The 21,803-nt window shown below is 46.3% G+C and carries 13 protein-coding genes, 1 pseudogene and 1 riboswitch; of the genes and pseudogenes, 12 read left to right on the plus strand and 2 right to left on the minus strand.

The window, feature by feature from the left end:
- The first annotated feature begins 5 nt into the window (after nucleotides 1-5).
- The 9 genes from yqeB (at nucleotide 6) to DESOR_RS06795 (ending at nucleotide 10,882) form a co-directional block, all read left to right on the plus strand.
- Nucleotides 6-851, plus strand: a complete 846-nt coding sequence (yqeB, locus tag DESOR_RS06755; RefSeq protein WP_014183859.1) for a selenium-dependent molybdenum cofactor biosynthesis protein YqeB — start codon at nucleotides 6-8, stop codon at nucleotides 849-851.
- A gap of 95 nt (nucleotides 852-946) precedes the next feature.
- A riboswitch (purine riboswitch) is annotated at nucleotides 947-1,046 on the plus strand.
- Between the two features lie 54 nt (nucleotides 1,047-1,100).
- A complete protein-coding gene (locus tag DESOR_RS06760; RefSeq protein WP_014183860.1) occupies nucleotides 1,101-1,943 on the plus strand; it encodes an FAD binding domain-containing protein in 843 nt (280 codons plus the stop codon).
- Nucleotides 1,940-2,407, plus strand: a complete 468-nt coding sequence (locus DESOR_RS06765; protein ID WP_014183861.1) for a (2Fe-2S)-binding protein — start codon at nucleotides 1,940-1,942, stop codon at nucleotides 2,405-2,407. Before DESOR_RS06760 ends, DESOR_RS06765 begins: the two co-directional genes overlap by 4 nt.
- Nucleotides 2,404-3,669 (plus strand): xanthine dehydrogenase family protein molybdopterin-binding subunit, encoded by a 1,266-nt coding sequence (locus tag DESOR_RS06770; RefSeq protein ID WP_014183862.1) that lies wholly within the window; start codon nucleotides 2,404-2,406, stop codon nucleotides 3,667-3,669. Before DESOR_RS06765 ends, DESOR_RS06770 begins: the two co-directional genes overlap by 4 nt.
- A complete protein-coding gene (locus tag DESOR_RS06775) occupies nucleotides 3,666-4,661 on the plus strand; it encodes a xanthine dehydrogenase family protein molybdopterin-binding subunit (protein WP_014183863.1) in 996 nt (331 codons plus the stop codon). Before DESOR_RS06770 ends, DESOR_RS06775 begins: the two co-directional genes overlap by 4 nt.
- Nucleotides 4,662-4,949: 288 nt before the next feature.
- Nucleotides 4,950-6,317: an NCS2 family permease gene (locus DESOR_RS06780; protein WP_014183864.1), complete on the plus strand. Its 1,368-nt coding sequence runs from the start codon at nucleotides 4,950-4,952 to the stop codon at nucleotides 6,315-6,317.
- Nucleotides 6,318-6,436: 119 nt separating this feature from the next.
- Nucleotides 6,437-7,768, plus strand: a complete 1,332-nt coding sequence (locus tag DESOR_RS06785) for a 5'-deoxyadenosine deaminase (protein WP_014183865.1) — start codon at nucleotides 6,437-6,439, stop codon at nucleotides 7,766-7,768.
- Nucleotides 7,769-7,892: 124 nt separating this feature from the next.
- Nucleotides 7,893-9,629 (plus strand): adenine deaminase, encoded by a 1,737-nt coding sequence (ade, locus tag DESOR_RS06790; RefSeq protein WP_014183866.1) that lies wholly within the window; start codon nucleotides 7,893-7,895, stop codon nucleotides 9,627-9,629.
- A gap of 185 nt (nucleotides 9,630-9,814) precedes the next feature.
- Complete coding sequence (locus DESOR_RS06795; protein WP_014183867.1) at nucleotides 9,815-10,882, plus strand: HD-GYP domain-containing protein; 1,068 nt, start codon at nucleotides 9,815-9,817, stop codon at nucleotides 10,880-10,882.
- A 162-nt stretch (nucleotides 10,883-11,044) separates the two neighbouring features.
- On the opposite strand, the gene DESOR_RS06800 is transcribed toward DESOR_RS06795, so the two are convergent.
- On the minus strand, nucleotides 11,045-13,153 hold the full coding sequence (locus DESOR_RS06800) for a thioredoxin domain-containing protein (protein ID WP_014183868.1): 2,109 nt from the start codon (nucleotides 13,151-13,153) through the stop codon (nucleotides 11,045-11,047).
- Between the two features lie 69 nt (nucleotides 13,154-13,222).
- Between DESOR_RS06800 and DESOR_RS29275 the strand changes: the two genes are divergently transcribed.
- The 3 genes from DESOR_RS29275 to DESOR_RS28670 all read left to right on the plus strand — a co-directional run bounded on the left by DESOR_RS29275 (nucleotide 13,223) and on the right by DESOR_RS28670 (nucleotide 21,268).
- The gene (locus DESOR_RS29275; protein ID WP_158309015.1) at nucleotides 13,223-13,396 is read left to right on the plus strand and encodes a hypothetical protein; all 174 of its coding nucleotides are present in this window, start codon (nucleotides 13,223-13,225) and stop codon (nucleotides 13,394-13,396) included.
- A gap of 365 nt (nucleotides 13,397-13,761) precedes the next feature.
- Nucleotides 13,762-16,389 (plus strand): winged helix-turn-helix domain-containing protein, encoded by a 2,628-nt coding sequence (locus tag DESOR_RS06805; protein ID WP_014183869.1) that lies wholly within the window; start codon nucleotides 13,762-13,764, stop codon nucleotides 16,387-16,389.
- Nucleotides 16,390-16,687: 298 nt separating this feature from the next.
- Nucleotides 16,688-21,268 carry a cell wall-binding repeat-containing protein gene (locus tag DESOR_RS28670; RefSeq protein ID WP_014183870.1) on the plus strand — a complete coding sequence of 1,527 codons (4,581 nt, stop codon included), beginning with the start codon at nucleotides 16,688-16,690 and terminating at the stop codon, nucleotides 21,266-21,268.
- A gap of 226 nt (nucleotides 21,269-21,494) precedes the next feature.
- On the opposite strand, the pseudogene DESOR_RS28675 reads toward DESOR_RS28670, so the two are convergent.
- Nucleotides 21,495-21,646 (minus strand): annotated as a pseudogene (locus tag DESOR_RS28675) (DUF255 domain-containing protein); the annotation flags it as partial.
- Between the last annotated feature and the right edge of the window lie 157 nt (nucleotides 21,647-21,803).

The raw sequence follows: 21,803 nt of genomic DNA on the forward strand, positions 1-21,803 counted from the left end.
AGGGTATGGTTAATAATCTGGTGAACAACAGACCGTTAGTCTTAATTCGGGGGGCAGGAGAGCAAGCCTCGGGTGTAGGTTGGGCTTTCAGTAAAGCAGGGTTTAGAGTGCTGATGACTGAAGTTTCTAAGCCTCTGATGGTTCGCTGGCCGGTTTGTTTTGGGACGGCCGTTGAAGAAGGCCAGTGGCAAGTTGAAGGAATAAAAGCTTGTTGTGTAAGCTCGACCGGATCAGAGTGTGAAGATGCTTGGCTGGAAGGGAAAATTCCTGTTTTGGTTGACCCTGAGTTGAGAAGACTATCGGAGCTCATGCCTTTAATTTTAGTGGATGCTATTATGGCAAAACAAAATTTAGGTACCAAAAGGACGATGGCTCCCCTGACGATTGGTTTAGGTCCCGGATTTAAAGCTGGTGAGGATGTGGATATAGTTATAGAAACCAATCGAGGGCATAATCTCGGCCGAATCATTTATCAAGGACCGGCTCAACCAAATACCGGTGTTCCTGGAGAGATTAAGGGTATTTCCAGAGAGCGTGTGATCTATTCCACGACTGCTGGAATTTTTAGAGCAAAGCGAGCCATTGGGGATCAAGTTTCTGCAGGAGATTGTGTGGGAGAAATAGTTGAAGAAAACCGCACCACTCAAGTAGTATCCTTAATCGATGGAGTTTTGAGAGGGTTATTGAGGACAAACATCACTATCCCTGCCAATGTTAAAATTGGGGATGTTGACCCTCGAGGAGAAGAAAGCTTTTGTTGGACGATTTCAGAAAAAGCACGTGCCATAGGTTCCGCCGTTTTATTAAGCGTTATGGAAAGTGGATTTTTGGCCGCCCCTTCTCAAACCTAAATTTCCCTAAAATACCAATTATTTTTTCTTGTTATAAGAAGGATAATTAAGATCTATAGCGAATTTGTATAATATAGTGTGAATATTTATTAATAATTGAATAGGTTCTTTTTACTCATATAACCCTGATAATTGGTTTGGGGGTTTCTACGAGGCAACCGGAATTGCTTCTCTATGAGCCAGGTAAGGCTTATAGATTATGCAAAACAGGTTGCTTTTTTGTTGTCAAAATAATTGAGAGGTGGAAAAATGAAGTACTTTCAACCAAATAGTGTGGAAGAGGCTATAGAAATGGCCCAAACATACGATGCCGCTTTTCTGGCCGGAGGAACGGATCTTGTCCTTCATATGCGTACAGGTAAAGTTCAGCCATCTGGTCTTATCGATTTAGGTAAGATTCCAGTACTTCGTGAAATTAAAGAAGATAATGGATATTTAAAGATTGGCAGTATGGCGACTTTCGAAGTATTAGGAAACTCTGAAATGGTTTTTCAGAAAGCTCATGCGTTATGGCAGGCCTGTCAATCCATGGGTTCTCCGCAAATTCGCAATCAGGCGACATTAGGCGGAAACTTGGGAAATTGTTCACCTGCAGCAGATGGCTTACCTCCTTTGCTGGCTCTAGGTGCAGAGGTAAAGTTAATTTCACCGGAAGGAGAGGAGATTGTTCCTTTGTCCACACTCTTAAATCGTCATCCCCTCCTAGCCAACAAAGTTCTTATCCGTGAATTTCGCATTCCTTTAAAAGGAATGCAGAGCGGTTTCGCTAAACTTGGCCGTCGCCGGGCCTTAGCCATTGCTCGCCTGAGTGTTGCTATGGCAGTCAAAATGAAGGGGAGTCGGACAGAAGAAGTGCAAGTTGCCTTAGGTGCTGTCGGTAGGCGGGCCTTCTTGAGTGAATCTCTCGGCATGGCATTAAGCGGTCAAGCATTCAATGAAATATGGCTGGAAAAAGGAGTATCTGAAGTTCAGCGGATTGTTAGGGAAGCTTTGGGTACTCGGGCATCGGCACCTTATAAACGAGTGGCGGTAGCAGGAGTATTCCGTGAGGCTTCAGTATCCATCATTCCTCAGGGAGGGAGACAAGCATGATTGAAATCAAACTGACTGTCAATGATAGGCCTTATACCATCAACGTTGAAGAGACTGAGCGTCTTATTGATACACTTCGCAGCCGTTTAGGACTTGTCGGAACAAAAGAAGGATGCGGCGAAGGAGAATGTGGCGCTTGTACAGTAATCATAGACGGTAAAACAGTAAACTCCTGTCTGGTTTTAGCTGCTCAGGCTAATGGAAGTGTAATCACTACCATCGAAGGAGTAGGAAATCGTCGCTCTCCTCATCCTGTACAGAAGGCATTTGTTGAAGCCGGAGCAGTTCAATGTGGCTTCTGTACCCCTGGGATGGTCCTAACAGCCAAAAATTTGCTGGATAAAAACCCTCAGCCTAGTGATAAGGAAATCAGAGTAGCTATGTCTGGAAACCTCTGCCGTTGTACGGGGTATGATAAAATTCTGCGTGCCGTAAAAATAGCCGCTGAGGAGGGAAAGCAATGAATACTTCAGTGGTAGGATCACGGGTTATTCGAGAAGATGCTTGGGGAAAGGTCTTTGGACAAACGAAATTTCCTGCCGATGTCAACTTGCCTGATCAAATTTATGGGGTCGTTCTTCGCAGTCCCCATCCCCATGCCAAAGTGTTAAGTATTAATAGTGACCAGGCTAAGAAGCTGTCTGGTGTGGTTACGGTCTTAACTGCGAAGGATGTTCCTCATAATACTCATGGCGTTCTCTTTCGTGATCAACCTGTTCTGGCGGATTATGTTCGCATGGTAGGTGATCCGGTAGCAGTTGTCGGAGCGGAAACGGAAGAGATTGCTCGGGCTGCAGCTAAGTTGGTGGAGGTAGAGTACGAGGTTTTGCCTGCCCTCTTTGATCCGGAAGAGGCTATGAAACCGGATGTCCTTCCTCTACATCCAAACCTTAGCCCGACGAACGTGCTGTATCATTTGCCCATCCGCAAAGGAAGAGTGGAAGAGGGTTGGGCAAAGGCTGATGCAGTCGTTGAAAAAGTATATAGTACTCAACATGTAGACCACGCTTTTTTGCAGCCTGAAGCAGTGCTGGCCTATGTTGATGAACGGGGACACATCGTTGTCCAGACGGCTACCCAATACGCTCACTATGATCGAGGGGAAATTGCTCATGCTTTGGGTCTGCGTTTCAGTCAGGTTCAGGTAAAGACCTTAGCGGTGGGAGGAGCCTTTGGAGGTCGTGAAGACATCTCACTCCAGATCATGGCAGCCTTAATGGCACAGAAAACACTACGGCCTGTGAAAATGGAAAACAACCGGGAAGAATCTTTTTATTCCCATTCCAAGCGGCATCCCATGCGCATGTATTATAAGACTGGGGCGACCAAAGAGGGAAAACTAGTGGCTATGGAAGCAAAGTTTATCGGGGATGCCGGTGCCTATGCTTCCTGGAGTATCAATGTTCTGCGCAAGTCGGCAGTTCATGCCAGCGGCCCCTACGAGATTCCCAATGTGTCCATTGACAGTTATGCAGTGTTTACGAATAATCCATTTACCGGTGCCATGCGCGGCTTCGGTGCTGCTCAAACGGTGGTAGCCTATGAGAGTCAGATGGATCTTTTGGCTAAAGAAATTGGAATTTCTCCATTGGAAATTCGCTTACTCAACCTTTTTAAAGCTGGAAGTACAACGGCTACCGGACAAATCTTGACGGGTAGTGTTCCGCTGGATCAGTGCCTGGCAAAAGTGGCACCTTATCTCCAAAGAGGAGGAGATTCTCAATGAAAAAAAGGGGAATTGGTTTAGGCTGTTCTTGGTATGGTACAGGATATGGAAATGGTTTCCCTGATGTATCCAGTGCTTTTGTAGAAATTCATGATGATGGTTCGGCTACAGTGCTCACCGGAGCCGTAGATGTTGGTCAGGGAAGCAACACAATTTTTGCTCAGATCGCGGCAGAAGAGCTTGGACTCAAGGCTCAGGATATCTGCGTTTATTCCGGTGATACGGATGCAACCCCGGATTCCGGAACAACTGCAGCCACACGACAAACTTATAATACTGGGAATGCTGTCCTAAAAGCTGTTCGGCAGGCAAAGTCTTCTCTTTTGGTTTTTGCAGCACGTAAATTTTCCTGCCCCAACTCTGAGGGACTCGAACTTAAGGATGGTTATATAGGTGTCAAAGGAGATCCCTCCCGAAGAATGCCCTTAGCTGAAATGGTATTTCAAGCCCGGCTACAGGGGGAACGCTTTATAAGTGCAGAAAGCTCTACTGCATGTTCAACACCTGTCCATCCGGAAACCGGTCAGGGAGCGCCATATTGGCCTTATGCTTTTGGCTGTCAAATGGCAGAGGTTGAAGTTGATACCGAAACCGGTATGGTTCAGGTTCTCAAAGTGGTTGCTGTTCATGATGTAGGAAAAGCTTTAAACCCCACTCAAGTGGAAGGGCAAATTGCAGGTGGAGTAACTCAAGGAATTGGCTATGCCTTGCTTGAGGAAGTTGAACTGCAAGAGGGCAAAATCAAAAACCCGGCCTTTTCCAGTTACTTGATTCCCACGGCCTTAGATGTGCCTGCTATAGAAGCATTTTATGTGGAAGATGCAGAGTGTACCGGTCCTTTTGGGGCAAAGGGGCTTGGAGAACCGGCAATGCTTCCAACTGTTGCGGCTGTCATTAATGCTATTGATGATGCCGTGGGAGTAAGAATTACGTCTTTGCCAGCGACTCCAGAAAAGATTCTGCGAGGGCTAGAAGAGAAAAAGGAGGGATAAAGAAAGATTCATTTAATTGGTTTAAAGCAAAAAGGGGAATTCAGTAAGAACGTCTAGTATGTTTTCCGAAAAATTTATCAAATTGATTATTCCGCAAGGTCTATGAGTAAGAATGCAAACAATTATGTCAATAGTTTAAGTTTAATCCCTTTAATGTTAGGCTTTAGATGCACTTATTCTAAAAAATTATAAGGAAGCATCCCGCAAAAGTTTAATAGAATCAGTAAATTCAGCTTAAACTACCAATTGAAATCGCATGAGGAAATTATTTTAATGGGAGGGCTGTCCATGTCAACCGTTACAAATAAGCAGAAGCCACCATCGGATCAACCAGAAGGTTTTTTAGAAAAGTATTTTCATCTCAATGAATTAGGAACCAATGTACGAACGGAAGTATTAGCTGGAATAACCACCTTTGTTACCATGGCCTACATTTTGTTTGTCAATCCTAATATCTTAAAAGATGCAGGAATGCCGGTAAGTGCCACTTTTGCAGCGACAGCTATTGCTGCAGCCGTCGGGACACTCATTATGGGTGCCTATGCTAATTACCCAATTGCTTTAGCTCCGGGAATGGGGCTAAATGCCTTTTTTACCTATGCTGTTGTGCTTGGTATGGGGCTTAGCTGGCAAACTGCTCTTGGTGCTGTCTTTATCTCTGGACTTGTATTCTTCCTTATGACTGTGACAAAGGTTCGGGAATGGATTATTGAAGGTGTACCTCAGGTTTTGCGACTCTCTATTGGAGTAGGGATAGGCTTATTTATTGCGTTTATTGGACTAAAAAACGGCGGTCTTATTGTATCCAACCCAGATACGTTTGTGGCTTTAGGGGATATGAAATCCCCGGGGGTTTTGGTCACAATCTTCGGTCTCATTGTGACGGGCTGGATGATGGCCAAAAATGTTAAAGGCGGTTTGTTAATCGGTATCGCAGTGACTACTATTTTCAGCATGATCTTAGGAGTTTCTCCACTGCCGACGGGAATATCCAGCTTCATTGCAACGTCCAATCCTTTATCCGCCATCGCTCCTGTTGCATTCCAGCTTGATATTATGGGGGCTATAAAATACGGTTTCATTTCAATCCTCTTTGCCTTTACCTTTGTTGATTTATTTGACAACATCGGTACGCTGCTAGGAGTTTCCCGCAAAGCAGGTTTGTTAGATGAAAAAGGAAACTTACCTCGTGCAGGAAAGGCCTTGATGGCAGATTCAATAGGGACTATGTTTGGGGCGACAATGGGAACTCCAACGGTAACTTCGTATATTGAAAGTGCTTCTGGTGTTGCTGAAGGCGGTAAAAGCGGATTAACAGCCGTTGTAGTAGCAGTGCTTTTTGCAATTTCCTTAATCTTTGCTCCTCTCGTTGGCTTGATACCTGGGCAAGCAACGGCGCCGGTTCTCATATTGGTTGGTGTTTTGATGATGAGTGAAGTAGTGCAAATTAATTTTGAGGACTTCACTGAAGCTTTTCCAGCCTTTATGACTATTGTCATGATGCCATTAACCTTCTCAATTGCTCAAGGTCTTGCTTTTGGCTTCATGTCCTATACGATTATTAAACTGATTACAGGAAAACACAAAGACAATAATGCTGTAACCTACACGTTAACGATTCTCTTTATCGTTCACTTTATCCTCGGTGGAGGCTGATCAGCAAATCACGATTTGGAGAGATGTGTCTTCAACACATCTCTCCAAGAAAAACCTTATTGCTTGGCGCTTTACATTCAACTCTAAGCGCCTTGGCATGAAAGGAAAGGATGGGAATCATGCGTATTCTCTTTAAAAATGCAACTATTGTAACAATGAATGCTGAGCGCGAGGTTATTAAGGGAGATCTGCTGGTGGATGGATCTCAGATCGCAGCAGTTGGGGGAGTTATTGACCAAGCTGCCGACCAAATTATTGATCTAAAGGGAGATTTGCTCATTCCTGGATTAATACAAACTCATATTCATCTCTGTCAGACTTTGTTCCGGGGGCAGGGGGATGATTTAGAATTATTGGATTGGCTGAAATTAAGAATTTGGCCGCTAGAAGGCGGGCATGATCCAGAATCAATTTATGACTCTGCCCTGCTTGGAATCGGGGAGTTATTTCTTGGCGGCACAACGACAATTGTAGACATGGAGACTGTTCATCATACCGAACATGCTTTTGAGGCTATACTTTCCAGTGGTTTGAGAGCTTTGTCCGGAAAGGTTATGATGGATGATTGTAATGAGGACATTCCACCTTCGTTGCGGGAAACCACTGAGGCTTCTCTGCAAGAAAGTGTTGATTTATTAGAAAAGTATCATGGCAAAGGAAATGGGCGTTTGGAAATAGCTCTGACTCCCCGGTTTGTTATTTCCTGTACAGATACGTTACTAAAAGAAGTCTCTCGTTTGGCTCGAGAAAAAAATGTCTTTGTCCATACTCATGCTTCTGAAAATCGTTCGGAAATTCAAGTTGTTGAGAGCACAAGGGGAATGCGCAATATCGTATACTTGGATCAAGTCGGTTTAACGGGGCCAAATCTGATTATTGCCCATTGTATTTGGCTTGATGAGGTGGAAAAGGAGATTTTGGTTAAGAGCAGGACCAGGGTATCGCATTGCCCTTCTTCTAATTTGAAGTTGGCTTCAGGAATCGCGCCGATTCCTGAACTCTTAAAACTTGGAGCGGAAGTCTCCTTGAGTGCTGACGGAGCGCCCTGCAACAATAATCTCGATGGATTCCGAGAGATGCGGCATGCTGCTTTGATTCAAAAACCTTTGCATGGACCAACGGTCATGCCGGCCAGGGAGGTCTTTGAGTTAGCAACATTAGGAGGTGCCAGGGCCATTGGACATGAACATGATTTGGGAAGTCTAGAGGTGGGGAAAAATGCGGATTTGGCTGTCGTAACGCTCCAGGGACTGCACACTTGGCCTATTGATCATGTGGATGTATATTCACAGTTAGTTTATCAGGCAACATCCTCAGATGTACGTTTAACCATGGTTGACGGGCAAATCGTCATGAAAGATCGGCAATTGTTAACCATTGATGTTTCTAAGCTTAAGCTAAGTTCTACGCGGAGTTTGAATCGAGTCATGAAACGAGTAGGACTACTGTAGAGAGACAGCGGACTTCACCGACTTTGGCTTGGCTTCTTAGCCAAGCCTTTACAATATCACTCGGAAAATATAACACTGGCACCTGCCAGGTTTTCAAATATCTGTTGGATGGGAGTGAAATAGTGTGTCGAGCTTTAAGGAAAGAATGGATGCAGCCCGTGGGCTGGTTAAGATTGATATGATTTTAAGACATGCTAAGCTGGTTAATGTCTTTTCAGGAGAAATCCATGAAACAGATATTGGGATTCATAAAGGCACTTTCATGGGGATTGGGGGTTTTCAGGAAGCTAAACAGGAATTGGATTTATCAGGGAAGTACGTTGTTCCTGGCTTGATTGACGGACATGTCCACATTGAAAGTTCTCATCTTTGTCCGGAAGAGTTTTGCTCAATTCTTCTTTCCCATGGTGTTACAACGGCTGTTGTCGATCCTCATGAAATTGCTAATGTTTTGGGTCTGAAAGGTATTCAATATATCCTTGACAGTGTAGATAAATTGCCTTTTAATGCTTTTGTTGCGCTTCCTTCTTGTGTTCCTGCTACGGATATGGAGACTTCAGGAGCCAACCTCCAGGCTGATGATTTGAGAACCTTAGTTTCTCACCCTAGAGTAATCGGACTAGGTGAAGTCATGGATTATATGGGAGTGATCCAGGCTAAACCTGATATGGTTGAGAAACTAAGCCTGCCGGTACCGTTTTTTGATGGTCATGCGCCAGGAATATCTCCCCAGGATCTGAATGCCTATTATCTGGCCGGGATACACACGGAACATGAGTGTTCTACGGTTGAAGAAGCCAGAGAGCGTCTGCGGCGCGGCTTTCATGTTATGCTTCGAGAAGGAAGTGCTGCTAAAAATCTCTTAGATCTGTTGCCGGCAGTTACTCCTTGTAATGCCGGACAGTGTCTTTTGGTGACGGATGATCGTCATCCGAGAGATCTAATGCAAGAAGGCAGTATTGATCATCTAGTTCGGTTGGCGATACAAGCCGGAATGGATCCTATTCAAGTCATCCAAATGGCAACAATCAATGCGGCACGTGCAATAGGACTTAAGAATCTCGGCGCTGTAGGACCGGGTTATCAAGCGGATTTTGTCGTCCTTGATGATCTTAACAGTTTTCAGATTCGTGAAGTATATTGGCGCGGTGTTAGGCAAAGTACAAGGAACGAGCGGCCAAAATTTCCACGCTTCAATCTTGCGGGACTTACGGATAGTGTTCACCTCGGAAACTGGTCGCCGGCTAAACTCGAAGTTTTTGCCAATGAGTATGCAAAAAATAATGTTCCGGTTCAGGTTATTGGAGTTCAAGCCCATTCCTTGGTGACCACTGCTTTGATACGGAACTTACCGGTTTGCGATGGTCTTGTACATGCTGACCCGGAGCAAAAAGTTGCTAAACTAGCTGTGCTTGAGCGGCATCGTCAAACAGGTAATGTTGGGCTTGCATTTGTCCAAGGATTAGGCTTAAGAAAAGGGGCTATTGCCTCAACGGTTGCTCATGATTCACATAACTTAGTGGTTGTGGGGATGAGTGACAATGAGATGAATTTAGCCATCAAATCCTGTGTTGAGATGGGGGGAGGCCTTTGTCTTGTGGATGGTCAAAAAGTCATTGGAAAGCTTCCTTTACCTATTGCCGGATTAATGACGGATCAAAATGCTGAAGAAGTGGCACAGAGTTTAAGTGAATTGCACGACAGTGCTTTAAGCCTTGGTATTAGTGAATTAGTAGATCCTTTTATGACTCTTGCCTTCCTTTCCTTGCCAGTGATTCCAACTTTAAAACTATCGGATCTAGGTTTAGTTGATGTCGAACATTTTTGCTTTACTAAAACTGTCTTGACTAAGGAAATCTAGTGCTGTATCCATTAATATTGAAAATAATTGCCGCGTCTGATTTGATTCCCGAAACCGTAAGTTTAATAGGACTAAAGGGAAAAATTTTATGGAAATCATAAATCATAAAGGTTTTTAGTGAATTTTGACGAAATAAAAGCTTTAGGCAATAATTAGACTCAATATTTGGATAGGGTGAAGATTTGATGCGGTTGGTAAATACTCGTTATGTTGAGGAAGGATCAATTTTAGCACGTCCTGTGATCAATTCTTCAGGTAAAGTTCTCTTACAGACTGGAGTTCGCATGACCGCTTCTTATATTAAACGTTTGCAAGCTTTGGGGTATGATGTTCTTTTTATCCAGGATGACCGATTGGAAGACGTAGAATTTCATATGTCAATTACAGGACAAACTCGCGAAGTCGCTTATAAAACTATTAAACATGTTAGCAGTTATATCGAAAGTGGTCTGGAAGGATCCTTAGTGGTTGCGGATGTACGTTCTACTGTTCAGCAAATGATTAATGATCTATTGTTTAGTGCTGATATATTAGGAAATTTAACTGAGATACAGGGGTATGATAATTACACGTTTCATCACTCCATTAATACATCCATCCTAGGACTTGTATTAGGTATAGCTTCAGGTTATTCTGAGCAGAAACTGATTGAGTTTGGCATGGGTATTCTCATGCATGATATTGGTAAAATTTTAATTCCTGAATCAATTCTTAACAAGAAGACACCTCTGACGGAGGAGGAATTTAATAGGATTAAAGACCATACTGTGGATGGTTTTAATATTTTGCGCAAGAATAATGATTTAAGTTTACTGTCTGCTCATGTAGCCTTCCAACACCAAGAAAAGTGGGACGGTTCCGGTTATCCTCGAGGCTTAAAAGGTAAGGAAATTCATGAATATGCCAGACTTGCTGCAATAGCGGATGTTTATGAAGCTTTGACCAGCAAACGGGTCTACCGTAAAGCCGTCGAGCCCAATGAAGCTTTTGAGTATATTGTATCTCAGTCTAATTCACATTTTTGTCCACAAACCTTAGAAGTTTTTAAGAAACACATTGCTATTTACCCTTCAGGGTCAGGAATTCTTCTGAGTAATGGACAAAGGGGGAATGTGGTTAAACAGAATCCTGCGTTCCCCAATCGCCCTTATGTTAGGGTGTTTTATGAGAACGAAATAGAGCTTCCATCACCAATTGACTACAATTTGGCAGAATGTCCGTCACTTATGATTGTGGCGGTAGATAACCGTTAAGGTGCTTCTTTGTTAAGTTAACACGTGTGGAGTCAGTGTCCTCGGTTACCAGCCAAATTTCTTAATTACAGGTAAAACAAAAGAAGCCTTTTGTGCTAAAGGACTAAAAGGCTTCTTTTGTTTTACCCAATTTATCATAAGGAAGATAGGGTTGTTTTTGAGCTAGAATTGTTCCAGGAGTCTTGCGAACTGATCTACTTCATAAACCGGTTGTTGACATGTAAAGTTCTGACATAAATAGGCTGCGGTTTGGTCCGAGGCAAGGGGATAATTCTCAATCCAAGGAACTAACTCGCCGAGACTCCCTTCTTGATAAAGTACCGATGCATAGGGGCGAAACTCGGAGAAGAAGAGGTTTCTCATCATTGAGAGCTCTTCTGAATCAAGGGACCCAGCCAGAATCAATTCTTGAGTGGGATGGAGTGCAAACTGTAGAGCTTGTAAAAAGGCTGTATATCCGGAAGGATGCGCTTCGAGAACGGTTCGAAAATCAAGAAGCTGTTGCTCTGCTTTTTCTTTCCAATATTTACTGCCTGTGAGCTGGCCAAAACGAAGCAGGTTAAGGGTAGTTATTGAGTTTCCGGAAGGAATTGCTCCATCGTAACTTTCCTTTGGACGGAAGAGAAGTTTTTCCCCATCTGAACCTGTTAGGAAATATCCTCCTCTCTGGGTATCAAAAAAGAGACGATCCTGTTCTTCTTGAAGGAGGAGTGCTGTTTGGAGAAAAAGCGGTTTTCCGCTTGCAAAGTAAAGCTCCAACAGGCCCCATATAAAGAAGGAATAATCATCTAAGTAACCCAGAATGGCTGAATCTCCTTCACGGTAACGAGCCAAGAGACGGCCATCAACTCGTCTTAAATGAGTTAATATAAAGTCGGCGGCTTTTTCCCCTGCTTCCAGATAGGTTTTGTTGCCAAGCACTTGAGCACCTTTGGCTAAGGCAGCAATCATAAGACCGTTCCAGGATGTTAGGATTTTATCATCTTTATGGGGATGAATTCGTTTTTCTCGGGCAGAGAAGAGAGCTTGGCGGGCACTTTCCAAGGATTTGATAACATCCACTTCTGCTAAGGAACTTTCCTGGTCTAGCTTGTGGATATTGCCTTGTAACAGATTAGGGATACTCTTTCCTTCGAAGTTCCCTTTGGCAGAAATGTCATAGACACTGCAATATTTTTGAGCTGTTTCCATATCCAGAACTGCTTCAACTTCTTGGGGAGTCCAGACATGGAATTTGCCTTCTTGGTCCTCGGCATCGGCATCTTCTGCAGAATAAAAACCACCTTCAGGTGAAGTCATGTCACGAAGCACATAGGTGAAAATATCCTGAGCTACTTTGGCATGCTCTGGGGAGTGAGTGACTTGAAAGCTTTCTAAGTAGGCTAGAGCAAGTAATGCATTATCATAGAGCATCTTTTCGAAGTGAGGAATCAGCCATTTTTCATCCGTACTATATCGGGCAAAGCCAAAGCCGATATGATCATACATGCCGCCTCGTGCCATTCCGTTAAGAGTTTTGCGAACCATTGCTAAGGCATTGCTCTGAGGATGATTCTCGGCATAGCGAAGAAGAAAGGTCAGAGTATGTGGAGAGGGAAACTTAGGAGCTCGCCCAAATCCTCCATAGCGTGGATCAAAGTTTTGTTCAAGGGCAGCATAGGCTTTATCAATAACATCTTTTTCCCATGCCTTGTTGGAGTCGGAAGTATTTTGACTATTATCGATAGGAGTCGAGGCTTTCTTGGGTAAAGCAAGTCCTGATTGGACGGCAGCCACAATCTGATCGGCAGATTCTCGCAGTTTGTTCTCACTCGTTCTCCAGAGAGTTCCCACTTGTTCTAAGAGTTCCATGAGCCCGTGATATCCATGGTGTTCTGTTTTGGGGAAATACGTTCCTGCGAAAAATGGCTTTTTCTCGGGAGTCATAATAATAGTGAGGGGCCAGCCGCCTGATCCGGTAAGTGCTTGGCAAAAGGCCATGTACATATGGTCAACATCCGGGCGTTCTTCCCGGTCTACTTTAATTGAGATAAACCAGCGATTAAGTAAAGCTGCAACGGCTTCATCTTCAAATGATTCACGTTCCATGACGTGGCACCAGTGACAAGTGGAATAGCCAATACTTAGGAATATAGGCTTGTTTTCTCTTTTTGATAGGGTGAAAGCTTCCTCTCCCCAGGGGTACCAATTAACAGGATTATACGCATGTTGCAAGAGATATGGACTTTTTTCGTTTATCAGTCGATTTGTTGGTTTACTACTATTCACCATAGTGACCTCCAAATTTAAATTTTACTACTTTTAGTATGTCAATTTGAAGGACATTTATAGGGTGAATATATGGGCGATGCGCTGCTCCAAAAAACTTATACTGTCGATTTTCTAACAAAGAAACTTGTGTTAAATACCGGACATGCTGCCCAGTATTATGTAGAGGATAGCCATGAAGCGATTATGCTAGGGAAAGTAAGCTACTGGATAAGTTTGATGGGATTCGTTTGGGAAATTAGTTGAGAGGTTAGAGTTGAGTCGCTTGCTGAAGTGGAGTTTGTGTTTAAAATACGGATTGAGGAGAGAGAGGTACTTGGTTAGGGGAAGTTCATTCACAAAAATTGTAGATTCCTATGATACAAATACTATGCCACGCATAGATTAAGGTTTTTGGCTAAGGTGCAGGAATATTAGAGTTTATTTAAGTATTTTCCGAATTATTATCGATCTAATTAGAGGAAATCAAAGAAAGCCGTAGAAATTTTTATTTAAAAGGGCTGGAAGATTGTTGATATTGTGGAATTTGCGTTTCCCTATAAATTTAGCTGGATAATTGACGAGTTTCATTATCTTCACAGACAGGAATTTATATATTATGAGGTGGCGGCATGAAAAGAAAGGTTATTCCCTTAAATAATTTTACACTCAAGGTTCCTTTGCTTCAGACTAAGCTGCAAATGCCGCGCAGCTTGTCTAGCTTGGTGGAACGTCCGCGGGTCTATTCCCGTTTGGACGGGATGGTACAAAACGGACTCACCTTGGTGACAGCCCCTGCAGGGTTCGGCAAGACAAGCGCCGTGGCTCAGTGGGCCGGGCACAAGGGTTTGCCCGTGGCCTGGCTGTCTTTGGACGACGGCGATAACGACCCGGTGCGCTTTTGGACCTATGTTACAGCTGCCCTAAGCGGTCTTAAGGAGGGTATTGGCAGGGAAACGTCGCCCATACTGCATTCTTCAACCAATCCGCCTTGGGAAACGATCATTTCTCTGCTCATCGACGATTTGTCGCAATTACCCTTCGATTGTGCCCTGGTCCTCGACGATTATCACGTCATCAGTGAACCCCTTGTTCACGAAACTCTCTCATTCCTGGTGCGCTACGCACCTCAGCTGCTGCATCCGATCATCGTCGGACGCACAGAACCGCCTCTGCAGATGTCCCGCCTCAGGACCGTCGGACAGGTGGCGGAATTGACCGTTCGTGACCTCGTCTTTGCCACCGGGGAAGTGGCGGCCTTCTACAGTCAGAAAAACATAGATCTCACCGGCGAGGAGGCCGAAACGTTGACACACCGTACCGGAGGTTGGGCCGCCGGGATGCAGATGGCGGCTCTGTCTTTGCTGGAAGGCGGTGACAAGGCCGCGGTGATTAAGCGATTCGGGGGTAACAACCGACTTCTTGCCGGCTACTTTATGGAAGAGGTATTCGACGGGTTTGCGCCAAATGTGCGGGAATTCCTGCTTCAGACATCCTTCTTGGGCCGTCTTTCCGGGCCGCTGTGCGACGCGGTGACCGGGATGTCTGACTGTGGAGCCCTTCTCACCACGGTAGCGCGGACATGCGGGTTTGTGGCTTGCCTGGATGAAAATGATGGCTGGTACGTCTATCACCAGCTCTTTGCCGAATTTTTGCAAGGCCTCCTTCAGAAAAGATCTTCGGCGCAGATTCCCGGCCTATATGGGAAGGCCGCCCGTTGGTGTGAGGCTGAGGGGCTGGTCGCGGAAGCCGTCGACTACTACCTGCAGGGGCTAGAATACGATCAGGCGACCAGTCTGATCGAACGACTGGTCCCGGACATGCTGAGCCGGGGCGAAATAGCGACCCTATTTCGGTGGCTCTCAGCCTTGCCGTGCGCAGTGCTGAACACAAGCCCTGGTCTGTGCGTTGCGCAAGCCTGGGCCGCCGTTGCGGCCGACCGGACTCCAGAGGTGGAGCACTGGTTGGAGCAGGCCGACTTTGCCGGCCGAGAGGCAGAGGAAAAACAGCCCGGGATGGGTGGCAAAAACAGGATGGATGTGGACAGGGCCGTCCTGAGGGCCTACCTTGCGCTCAAACGAAGAGATGTACCGGAATCTCTGCGCTGGTTGGCCCATGCAGGCCAGGCCCGGGAGAAGGTTTTCACGTCTGCGCGGAGCAGAGCATTGCAACCGCTGGAACCCAGCTTGCTGGGTGGGCCGCTGGGAGTGTTCGGCCACCTGAAAGAAAAGGCGCAGGCCATGGAGAACCGCAGCCACCTTAAACTCAGAAGCTTGGCTGCCCCTGCCGCACGAGCCGGTTACACACTGGTAGCCAACGCCGAGGCCCTGTACGAGTGGAACCAGATCGACGCCGCAGTCAAGAGCCTGGTGGAAGGGATGGAGGAGGCCCAAAGGGCAGAAGAGACCGGAGCTCTTATCCCAGCCCTGTTCACCCTGACCAAGATCCACCTAGCGCGCGGTGACTTGGCGGCGGCCCTAAAAGTTGCTGCAGAAGGTGAAACAAAGGTAAAAGCCCTTGGCCAGCCGCAGTGGCTGCTCCCCCTAGCCTCTCTCAAGACCCGTCTCAATCTTGCGGCGGGCGATTCGGGATCGCTCGATGATTGGCTGGCGCATAGCCGCCTCGACGTTTATGATCGCCTCAGTGCTGCTCGGGCCTACGAGCACATCACCCTAGCTCGGGTGTTATTGGCCCGGAGACGGGGTGAAGAGGCAGTACTGCTCCTGGATCGCCTGCTGGTATTTGCAGAGAAGGAGGAGCGTCTGCCCGGCACTATCGAAATATCCAACCTGCTGGCTATCGCCTGCGATGCTGTGGGCCGAACGAAGCAAGGCATGGAAATTCTCCGGCGCAACTTGTCCCTGGGACGAGAGAACGGTTACCTGCGTATTTTCGTGGACGAAGGTGCGCCCATGCTGTCCCTTCTCCAGCGGCTTGCTCGCTTAGACGGCCGAGAGCGGCAGAAGGATGAGGCTGTATACGTCCGGAGCCTGGTCAGCCTGCTGCGATCGAGTCCGCTGCTCCGCTGTTCGGGGTTTCAGGCAGCGCCGTCGTCCGCCACGGTCGAACCGCTTACGGCCAAGGAACTGAGCGTACTGCGTCTAGTTGCCAGAGGTATGGACAACCGGTCTATCGCTGGAGAACTCGGCGTCACGCTGGTGACGGTGAAGACTCATTTGAGCAGTATCTTCGGCAAGCTGGGGGTCTCCGGGCGCCGGGAGGCGGTGGAGCAGGCGAACGTGTCGGGTATTCTCCGCTAAAACTGAGCAGATAGAAAGTTGGAATTTAGAACAGGTCGAAAAATATCTTGTTTCTTATACCTTTTTGCCACTCTTCTCATACCTGGTATGATGGCAAACCAAAACCCACATGGTAAAATGCACTCGGCAGTGAATGTCGGGTGCATTTACTATTTATACTTAGCCTGCTGCTGCCGCAAGATCGGCTGCAGGTGTTTAGACATTTGTGTTGTTTGCAAGGCTGCATATCAGAATTATCTTTAACTTCAAGGGATAATCAAAACAGTCTAAATCAAAACATAGAAAGTGGTGGATAATATTGAATAAGAAAAATCATAGCTGTTTTGCAAAAACAACCTCGTTTATGCTGAGTCTAGTACTTTTTCTGTTCTATTTCTGGACAATACCGGTTTGGGCAATAATGTTACCGACAATAACAACTCAGCCGGCATCTCAGGCGGTGACAGTCGGTCAACCAGCAAGCTTCAGTGTTACGGCAACAGGGACAGCCCCCTTAAGCTACCAGTGGCAGAGAAATGGAAGTGACATTAGTGGAGAAACATCAGCAACCTTGAATATACCGAATGTTCAAGGAACTAATACCGGAAGCTACACAGTAGTGGTTCGCGATTCAGCGGGCAGCAGTGTGACAAGTAATGCAGCAAGCTTGACGGCAATAGATATTACTTCCTTGGGTTTTTCTTATTTTAATGGCGTCGCGGTAGACAGCAGTGGGAAGATCTACGTTGTAGACTTTAATAATAACGCCATCAAGAGAATGGATGCCGACGGAACAAACATCGTCACCCTAGGCTCGGGTTTTTCTAATCCTAAAGGCGTCGCGGTAGACAGCAGTGGGAAGATCTACGTTGTAGACTATGGTAATAACGCCATCAAGAGAATGGATGCCGACGGAACAAACATTGTCACCCTGGGCTCGGGTTTTTCTAATCCTAATGGCGTCGCGGTAGACAGCAGCGGGAAGATCTACGTTGCAGACTCTAGTAATAACGCCATCAAGAGAATGGATGCCGACGGAACAAACATCGTCACCCTAGGCACGGGCTTTTCCACTCCTAATGGCGTCGCGGTAGACAGCAGTGGGAAGATCTACGTTGCAGACACCAATAATAATGCCATCAAGAGAATGGATGCCGACGGAACAAACATCGTCACCCTCGGCTCGGGTTTTTCTTATCCTAATGGCGTCGCGGTAGACAGCAGTGGGAAGATCTACGTTGCAGACTCTGGTCATGGCGCCATCAAGAGAATGGATGCCGACGGAACAAACATCGTCACCCTAGGCACGGGTTTTTCCAATCCTAATGGCGTCGCGGTAGACAGCAGTGGGAAAATCTATGTTTCAGACCCTGGTAATGGCGCCATCAAGAGAATGGATGCCGACGGAACAAACATCGTCACCCTAGGTTCGGGTTTTTCCAGTCCTGAAGGCGTCGCGGTAGACAGCAGTGGGAAGATCTACGTTACAGACTCTGGTCATAGCGCCATCAAGAGAATGGATGCCGACGGAACAAACATCGTCACCCTAGGTTCGGGTTTTTCCAGACCTTTTGGCGTCGCGGTGGACAGCAGTGGGAAAATCTACGTTGGAGACTTGGATAATAATGCCATCAAGAGAATGGATGCCGACGGAACAAACATCGTCACCCTAGGTTCGGGTTTTTCCAGTCCTGCTGGCGTCGCGGTAGACAGCAGTGGGAAAATCTACGTTGCAGACTTTGGTAATAGCGCCATCAAGAGAATGGATGCCGACGGAACAAACATCGTCACCCTAGGCACGGGTTTTTCCGGTCCTGCTGGCGTCGCGGTAGACAGCAGTGGGAAGATCTACGTTGCAGACTTAGGTAATAGCACCATCAAGAGAATGGATGCCGACGGAACAAACATCGTCACCCTAGGTTCGGGTTTTTCCAGTCCTGATGGCGTCGCGGTAGACAGCAATGGGAAGATCTACGTTGCAGACTTTGGTAATAGCGCCATCAAGAGAATGGATGCCGACGGAACAAACATCGTCACCCTAGGCACGGGTTTTTTCAATCCTAATGGCGTCGCGGCAGACAGCAGTGGGAAGATCTACGTTGCAGACTCTGCTAATAATTCCGTTAAGAAAATTCAGACAATCTATGGCGTGACTTACGATGGCAACGGAAGCGACGGAGGTAGTGTGCCGACTGATGTCACCAACTATGTTTATGGACAAAGTGTGACAGTCGTAGGTAATACCGGAAACCTTGTGAAAACCGGCTCCACCTTTGCTGGGTGGAATACAGCTACAACTGGCAGCGCCATAAGTTATCAGCCAGGGGACACATTCCCTATGGGGGCAGACAGTGTCACACTGTATGCGCAGTGGAACGTAACCAAAACCCTTGTGAGCATCACCACCCCGTCAGCGATCACCGGCGTGGCCAACGGCACAGCCAAAACAGCATCTGTGCTGGGGCTTCCCGCAACGGTAACATTAGTCACGGATAATGGCAATGTTCAGGCGAATGTGAACTGGGATGTGAGCAGCAGCTCTTATGACCCAAGCAACACCGCCGAGCAGACCTTCACGGTGAACGGTGCTGTGACGCTCCCGTCCGGAGTGGTGAATCCGAACAGCGTTGCTTTAACAACCAGTATCAGCGTGACCGTCGCTGCAGCCGCCATCACTGATAAAACCCTTGTGAGCATCACCACCCCGTCAGCGATCACCGGCGTGGCCAACGGCACAGCCCAAACAGCCTCTGCGCTGGGGCTTCCCGCAACGGTAACGTTAGTAACGGATAACGGGAATGTGCAGGCAAATGTAAACTGGGATGTAAGCAGCAGCTCCTATGACCCAAGCAATACCGCCGCACAGACCTTCACGGTGGACGGTGCTGTAACGCTCCCATCCGGAGTAGTGAATCCGAACAGCGTTGCTTTAACAAGCAGTATCAGCGTGACCGTTAATGCAGCACAGGCCCCAACCTATGGTCTCACCATCACTGCCGGTACCGGAGGAACCATTACGGCAGGCAGCAGCGGTGATTATGCGGCAGGAGCCGTCATCAGCCTTACGGCTGCCGCAAACTCCAACTATAGCTTTAACGGCTGGACATCCTCGAACGGGGGAACCTTTGCCAACGTAAACAGCGCAAGTACAACCTTCACAATGCCCGCGGGGGCAACTGTCATCACGGCTGCCTTTACTTATAACGGGGGTAGTGGAGGCGGAAACGGTGGAGGAAGTTCATCAGGCGGCGGAAGCGCATCAAGTGGAGGAACTACCGTTACCGGAAATGTCATAGACGGAACGACGGGTGCTAATGTTTCCAATCTGACGGCTACCGTAACTACCGATAGTAATGGAAATTATTCTGTTGCTATGAAGGCAGATCAAACTGTAACCTTCCAAGAACCTGACGGAACTAAGAGTTCGTTAAGCGATCTGACAAAAGTGAGCTATGTATCAGCTTCAGGCACATCGGTAACCGTTTCTGCCGACGGAACGATTAATTTTGCCAGTCTGGCAAAAGGAACAGACAATCAATATAAGATCACCTATAATTTAGGCAACGGGCAAACAATTACGTTGGCAACCCTGGACATCACTGTTTCAAGCAATGGAACGGTCAGTGTAAAATGCACCTTAATCGATCCTTATGGTATCATCACAGATGCGGCAACGGGCAAACCTATTGCAGGCGTAAATGTAACTTTGTATTATGCCAATACGGAACGAAACAAGAGCAATGGCAAAACTCCGGACACTCTCGTAACCTTACCGGGTATCGACGGATTTAAACCCAATAACAATCAGAACCCGCAGACCAGTGATGCGAAGGGAGCCTACGGCTTTATGGTCTTCCCTGACACGGATTACTATATCGTCGCAGCTAAGGACGGTTATGAACAGTATACAAGTCCTACTATTTCCGTAGGGCAAGACATTGTCCACTGGGATTTTAAAATGAGTGCACCCATCACCGGAGTCAACCGACTGGCTGGACAGAGCCAGGTAGATACCGCTTTAGCCATTGCTAAAGCAAACTATTCAGGAACGCTTTCCAGTGTGGTCTTAGCTACCGCCGAAAACTATCCGGATGCCTTAGCTGGAAGTGTGCTGGCTTACAAACTCAATGCCCCGATCCTCTTGGTTGGAAGTTCGGAAGCTGATCAAGCAAAAGTCTTAGATTATATGAAGTCAAATCTTGCCCCGTCAGGAAACGTCTATATTTTAGGCGGCATAGCAGTTGTAAGTGCTGAAATGGAAGCCAAAATCAAAGCGGACGGATTCAACCGGATCACCCGACTTGGCGGAACGGACCGCTATGAAACCTGCGTCAAAATTGCCGATCAATTACAGGTCAAAAGCGGAACACCGCTTGTGCTAGCCTATGGAGAAAACTATCCTGACGCTTTGTCCGTAAGTAGTATTGCAGCAGAAATGCAGTACCCAATACTTTTAGTTCAAAAAGACGGACTCAGCGATGCGGTCAAGAATGAGATTGCTGCAGTTAAACCCACTAAAGTTTATATCATCGGAGGCGAAGGGGTCATTAGCTCAACCATAGAAAGCCAAGTAGCTCAGATCACTTCGCTAGACAAAGCAAAGATTGTGAGAATCGCTGGAGCAGATCGCTATGAAACCTCTTTGGCAGTCGCCCAATACTTTAACTTATCCGGTCAAAGTGTCTGTATAGCCACAGGTAACAACTTCCCGGATGCCCTGGCAGGAAGCGTCTATGCATCTAATCACAATGCCCCGATTATCCTGGCGGACGGCAGCTTATCTAATCAGGCCATGAATTACCTGAAGGGCAAAAAGCTGACCGGAACAGTTATATTCGGCGGAGAGGCTGTTGTCAGTAAAGACATTGAGCACCAGCTTGGACAGTTGATGGGAAATTGAAAACTTTAGGAAACTAAACGTGAGTTCGAGTTACAAGTCTATCTATAATAAGGAAACCTCAAATTCCCCGCCTAAAAGAAGTTAGTGTTCAAGAACGTATTGTGAAATTACAACAGATTGTCTTAAAACGTCTAAAGTCTATTCATAAGAAACGAACGGGTTGCGCATTTCTAAGCAGAACCCGTTCGTTTCTTCCTATTTTGTTTTAGTAACTGGAGTGCCATCAGTGACAAGTAGAATAGCCAATACTTAGGAATAATGGTTTGTTTTCTCTTTTTGATAGGGTGAAAGCTTCCTAACAGGATTATACGCATGTTGCAAGAGATATGGACTTTTTTCGTTTATCAGTCGATTTGTTGGCTTACTATTATTCACCACAGTAACCTCCAAATTTAAATTTTACTAGGTTTTTAGTATGTCAATTTGAAGGACATTTATAGGGTGTTAATTTCATTGAAAAGTAACTATATTGCACAGGAATGGTATAATTATTTTATGGAAACTTCTACAAATATTTCGCCATACGATTTTATAC

The organism is Desulfosporosinus orientis DSM 765 (genome assembly GCF_000235605.1).
GTDB classification, from domain to species: domain Bacteria; phylum Bacillota; class Desulfitobacteriia; order Desulfitobacteriales; family Desulfitobacteriaceae; genus Desulfosporosinus; species Desulfosporosinus orientis.

Coding starts and splice junctions, on each gene's coding strand:
- yqeB (WP_014183859.1), top strand. CDS start 6: ATGGTTAATAATCTGGTGAACAACAGACCGTTAGTCTTAATTCGGGGG.
- DESOR_RS06760 (WP_014183860.1), top strand. CDS start 1,101: ATGAAGTACTTTCAACCAAATAGTGTGGAAGAGGCTATAGAAATGGCC.
- DESOR_RS06765 (WP_014183861.1), top strand. CDS start 1,940: ATGATTGAAATCAAACTGACTGTCAATGATAGGCCTTATACCATCAAC.
- DESOR_RS06770 (WP_014183862.1), top strand. CDS start 2,404: ATGAATACTTCAGTGGTAGGATCACGGGTTATTCGAGAAGATGCTTGG.
- DESOR_RS06775 (WP_014183863.1), top strand. CDS start 3,666: ATGAAAAAAAGGGGAATTGGTTTAGGCTGTTCTTGGTATGGTACAGGA.
- DESOR_RS06780 (WP_014183864.1), top strand. CDS start 4,950: ATGTCAACCGTTACAAATAAGCAGAAGCCACCATCGGATCAACCAGAA.
- DESOR_RS06785 (WP_014183865.1), top strand. CDS start 6,437: ATGCGTATTCTCTTTAAAAATGCAACTATTGTAACAATGAATGCTGAG.
- DESOR_RS06795 (WP_014183867.1), top strand. CDS start 9,815: ATGCGGTTGGTAAATACTCGTTATGTTGAGGAAGGATCAATTTTAGCA.
- DESOR_RS06800 (WP_014183868.1), bottom strand. CDS start 13,153: ATGGTGAATAGTAGTAAACCAACAAATCGACTGATAAACGAAAAAAGT.
- DESOR_RS29275 (WP_158309015.1), top strand. CDS start 13,223: ATGGGCGATGCGCTGCTCCAAAAAACTTATACTGTCGATTTTCTAACA.
- DESOR_RS06805 (WP_014183869.1), top strand. CDS start 13,762: ATGAAAAGAAAGGTTATTCCCTTAAATAATTTTACACTCAAGGTTCCT.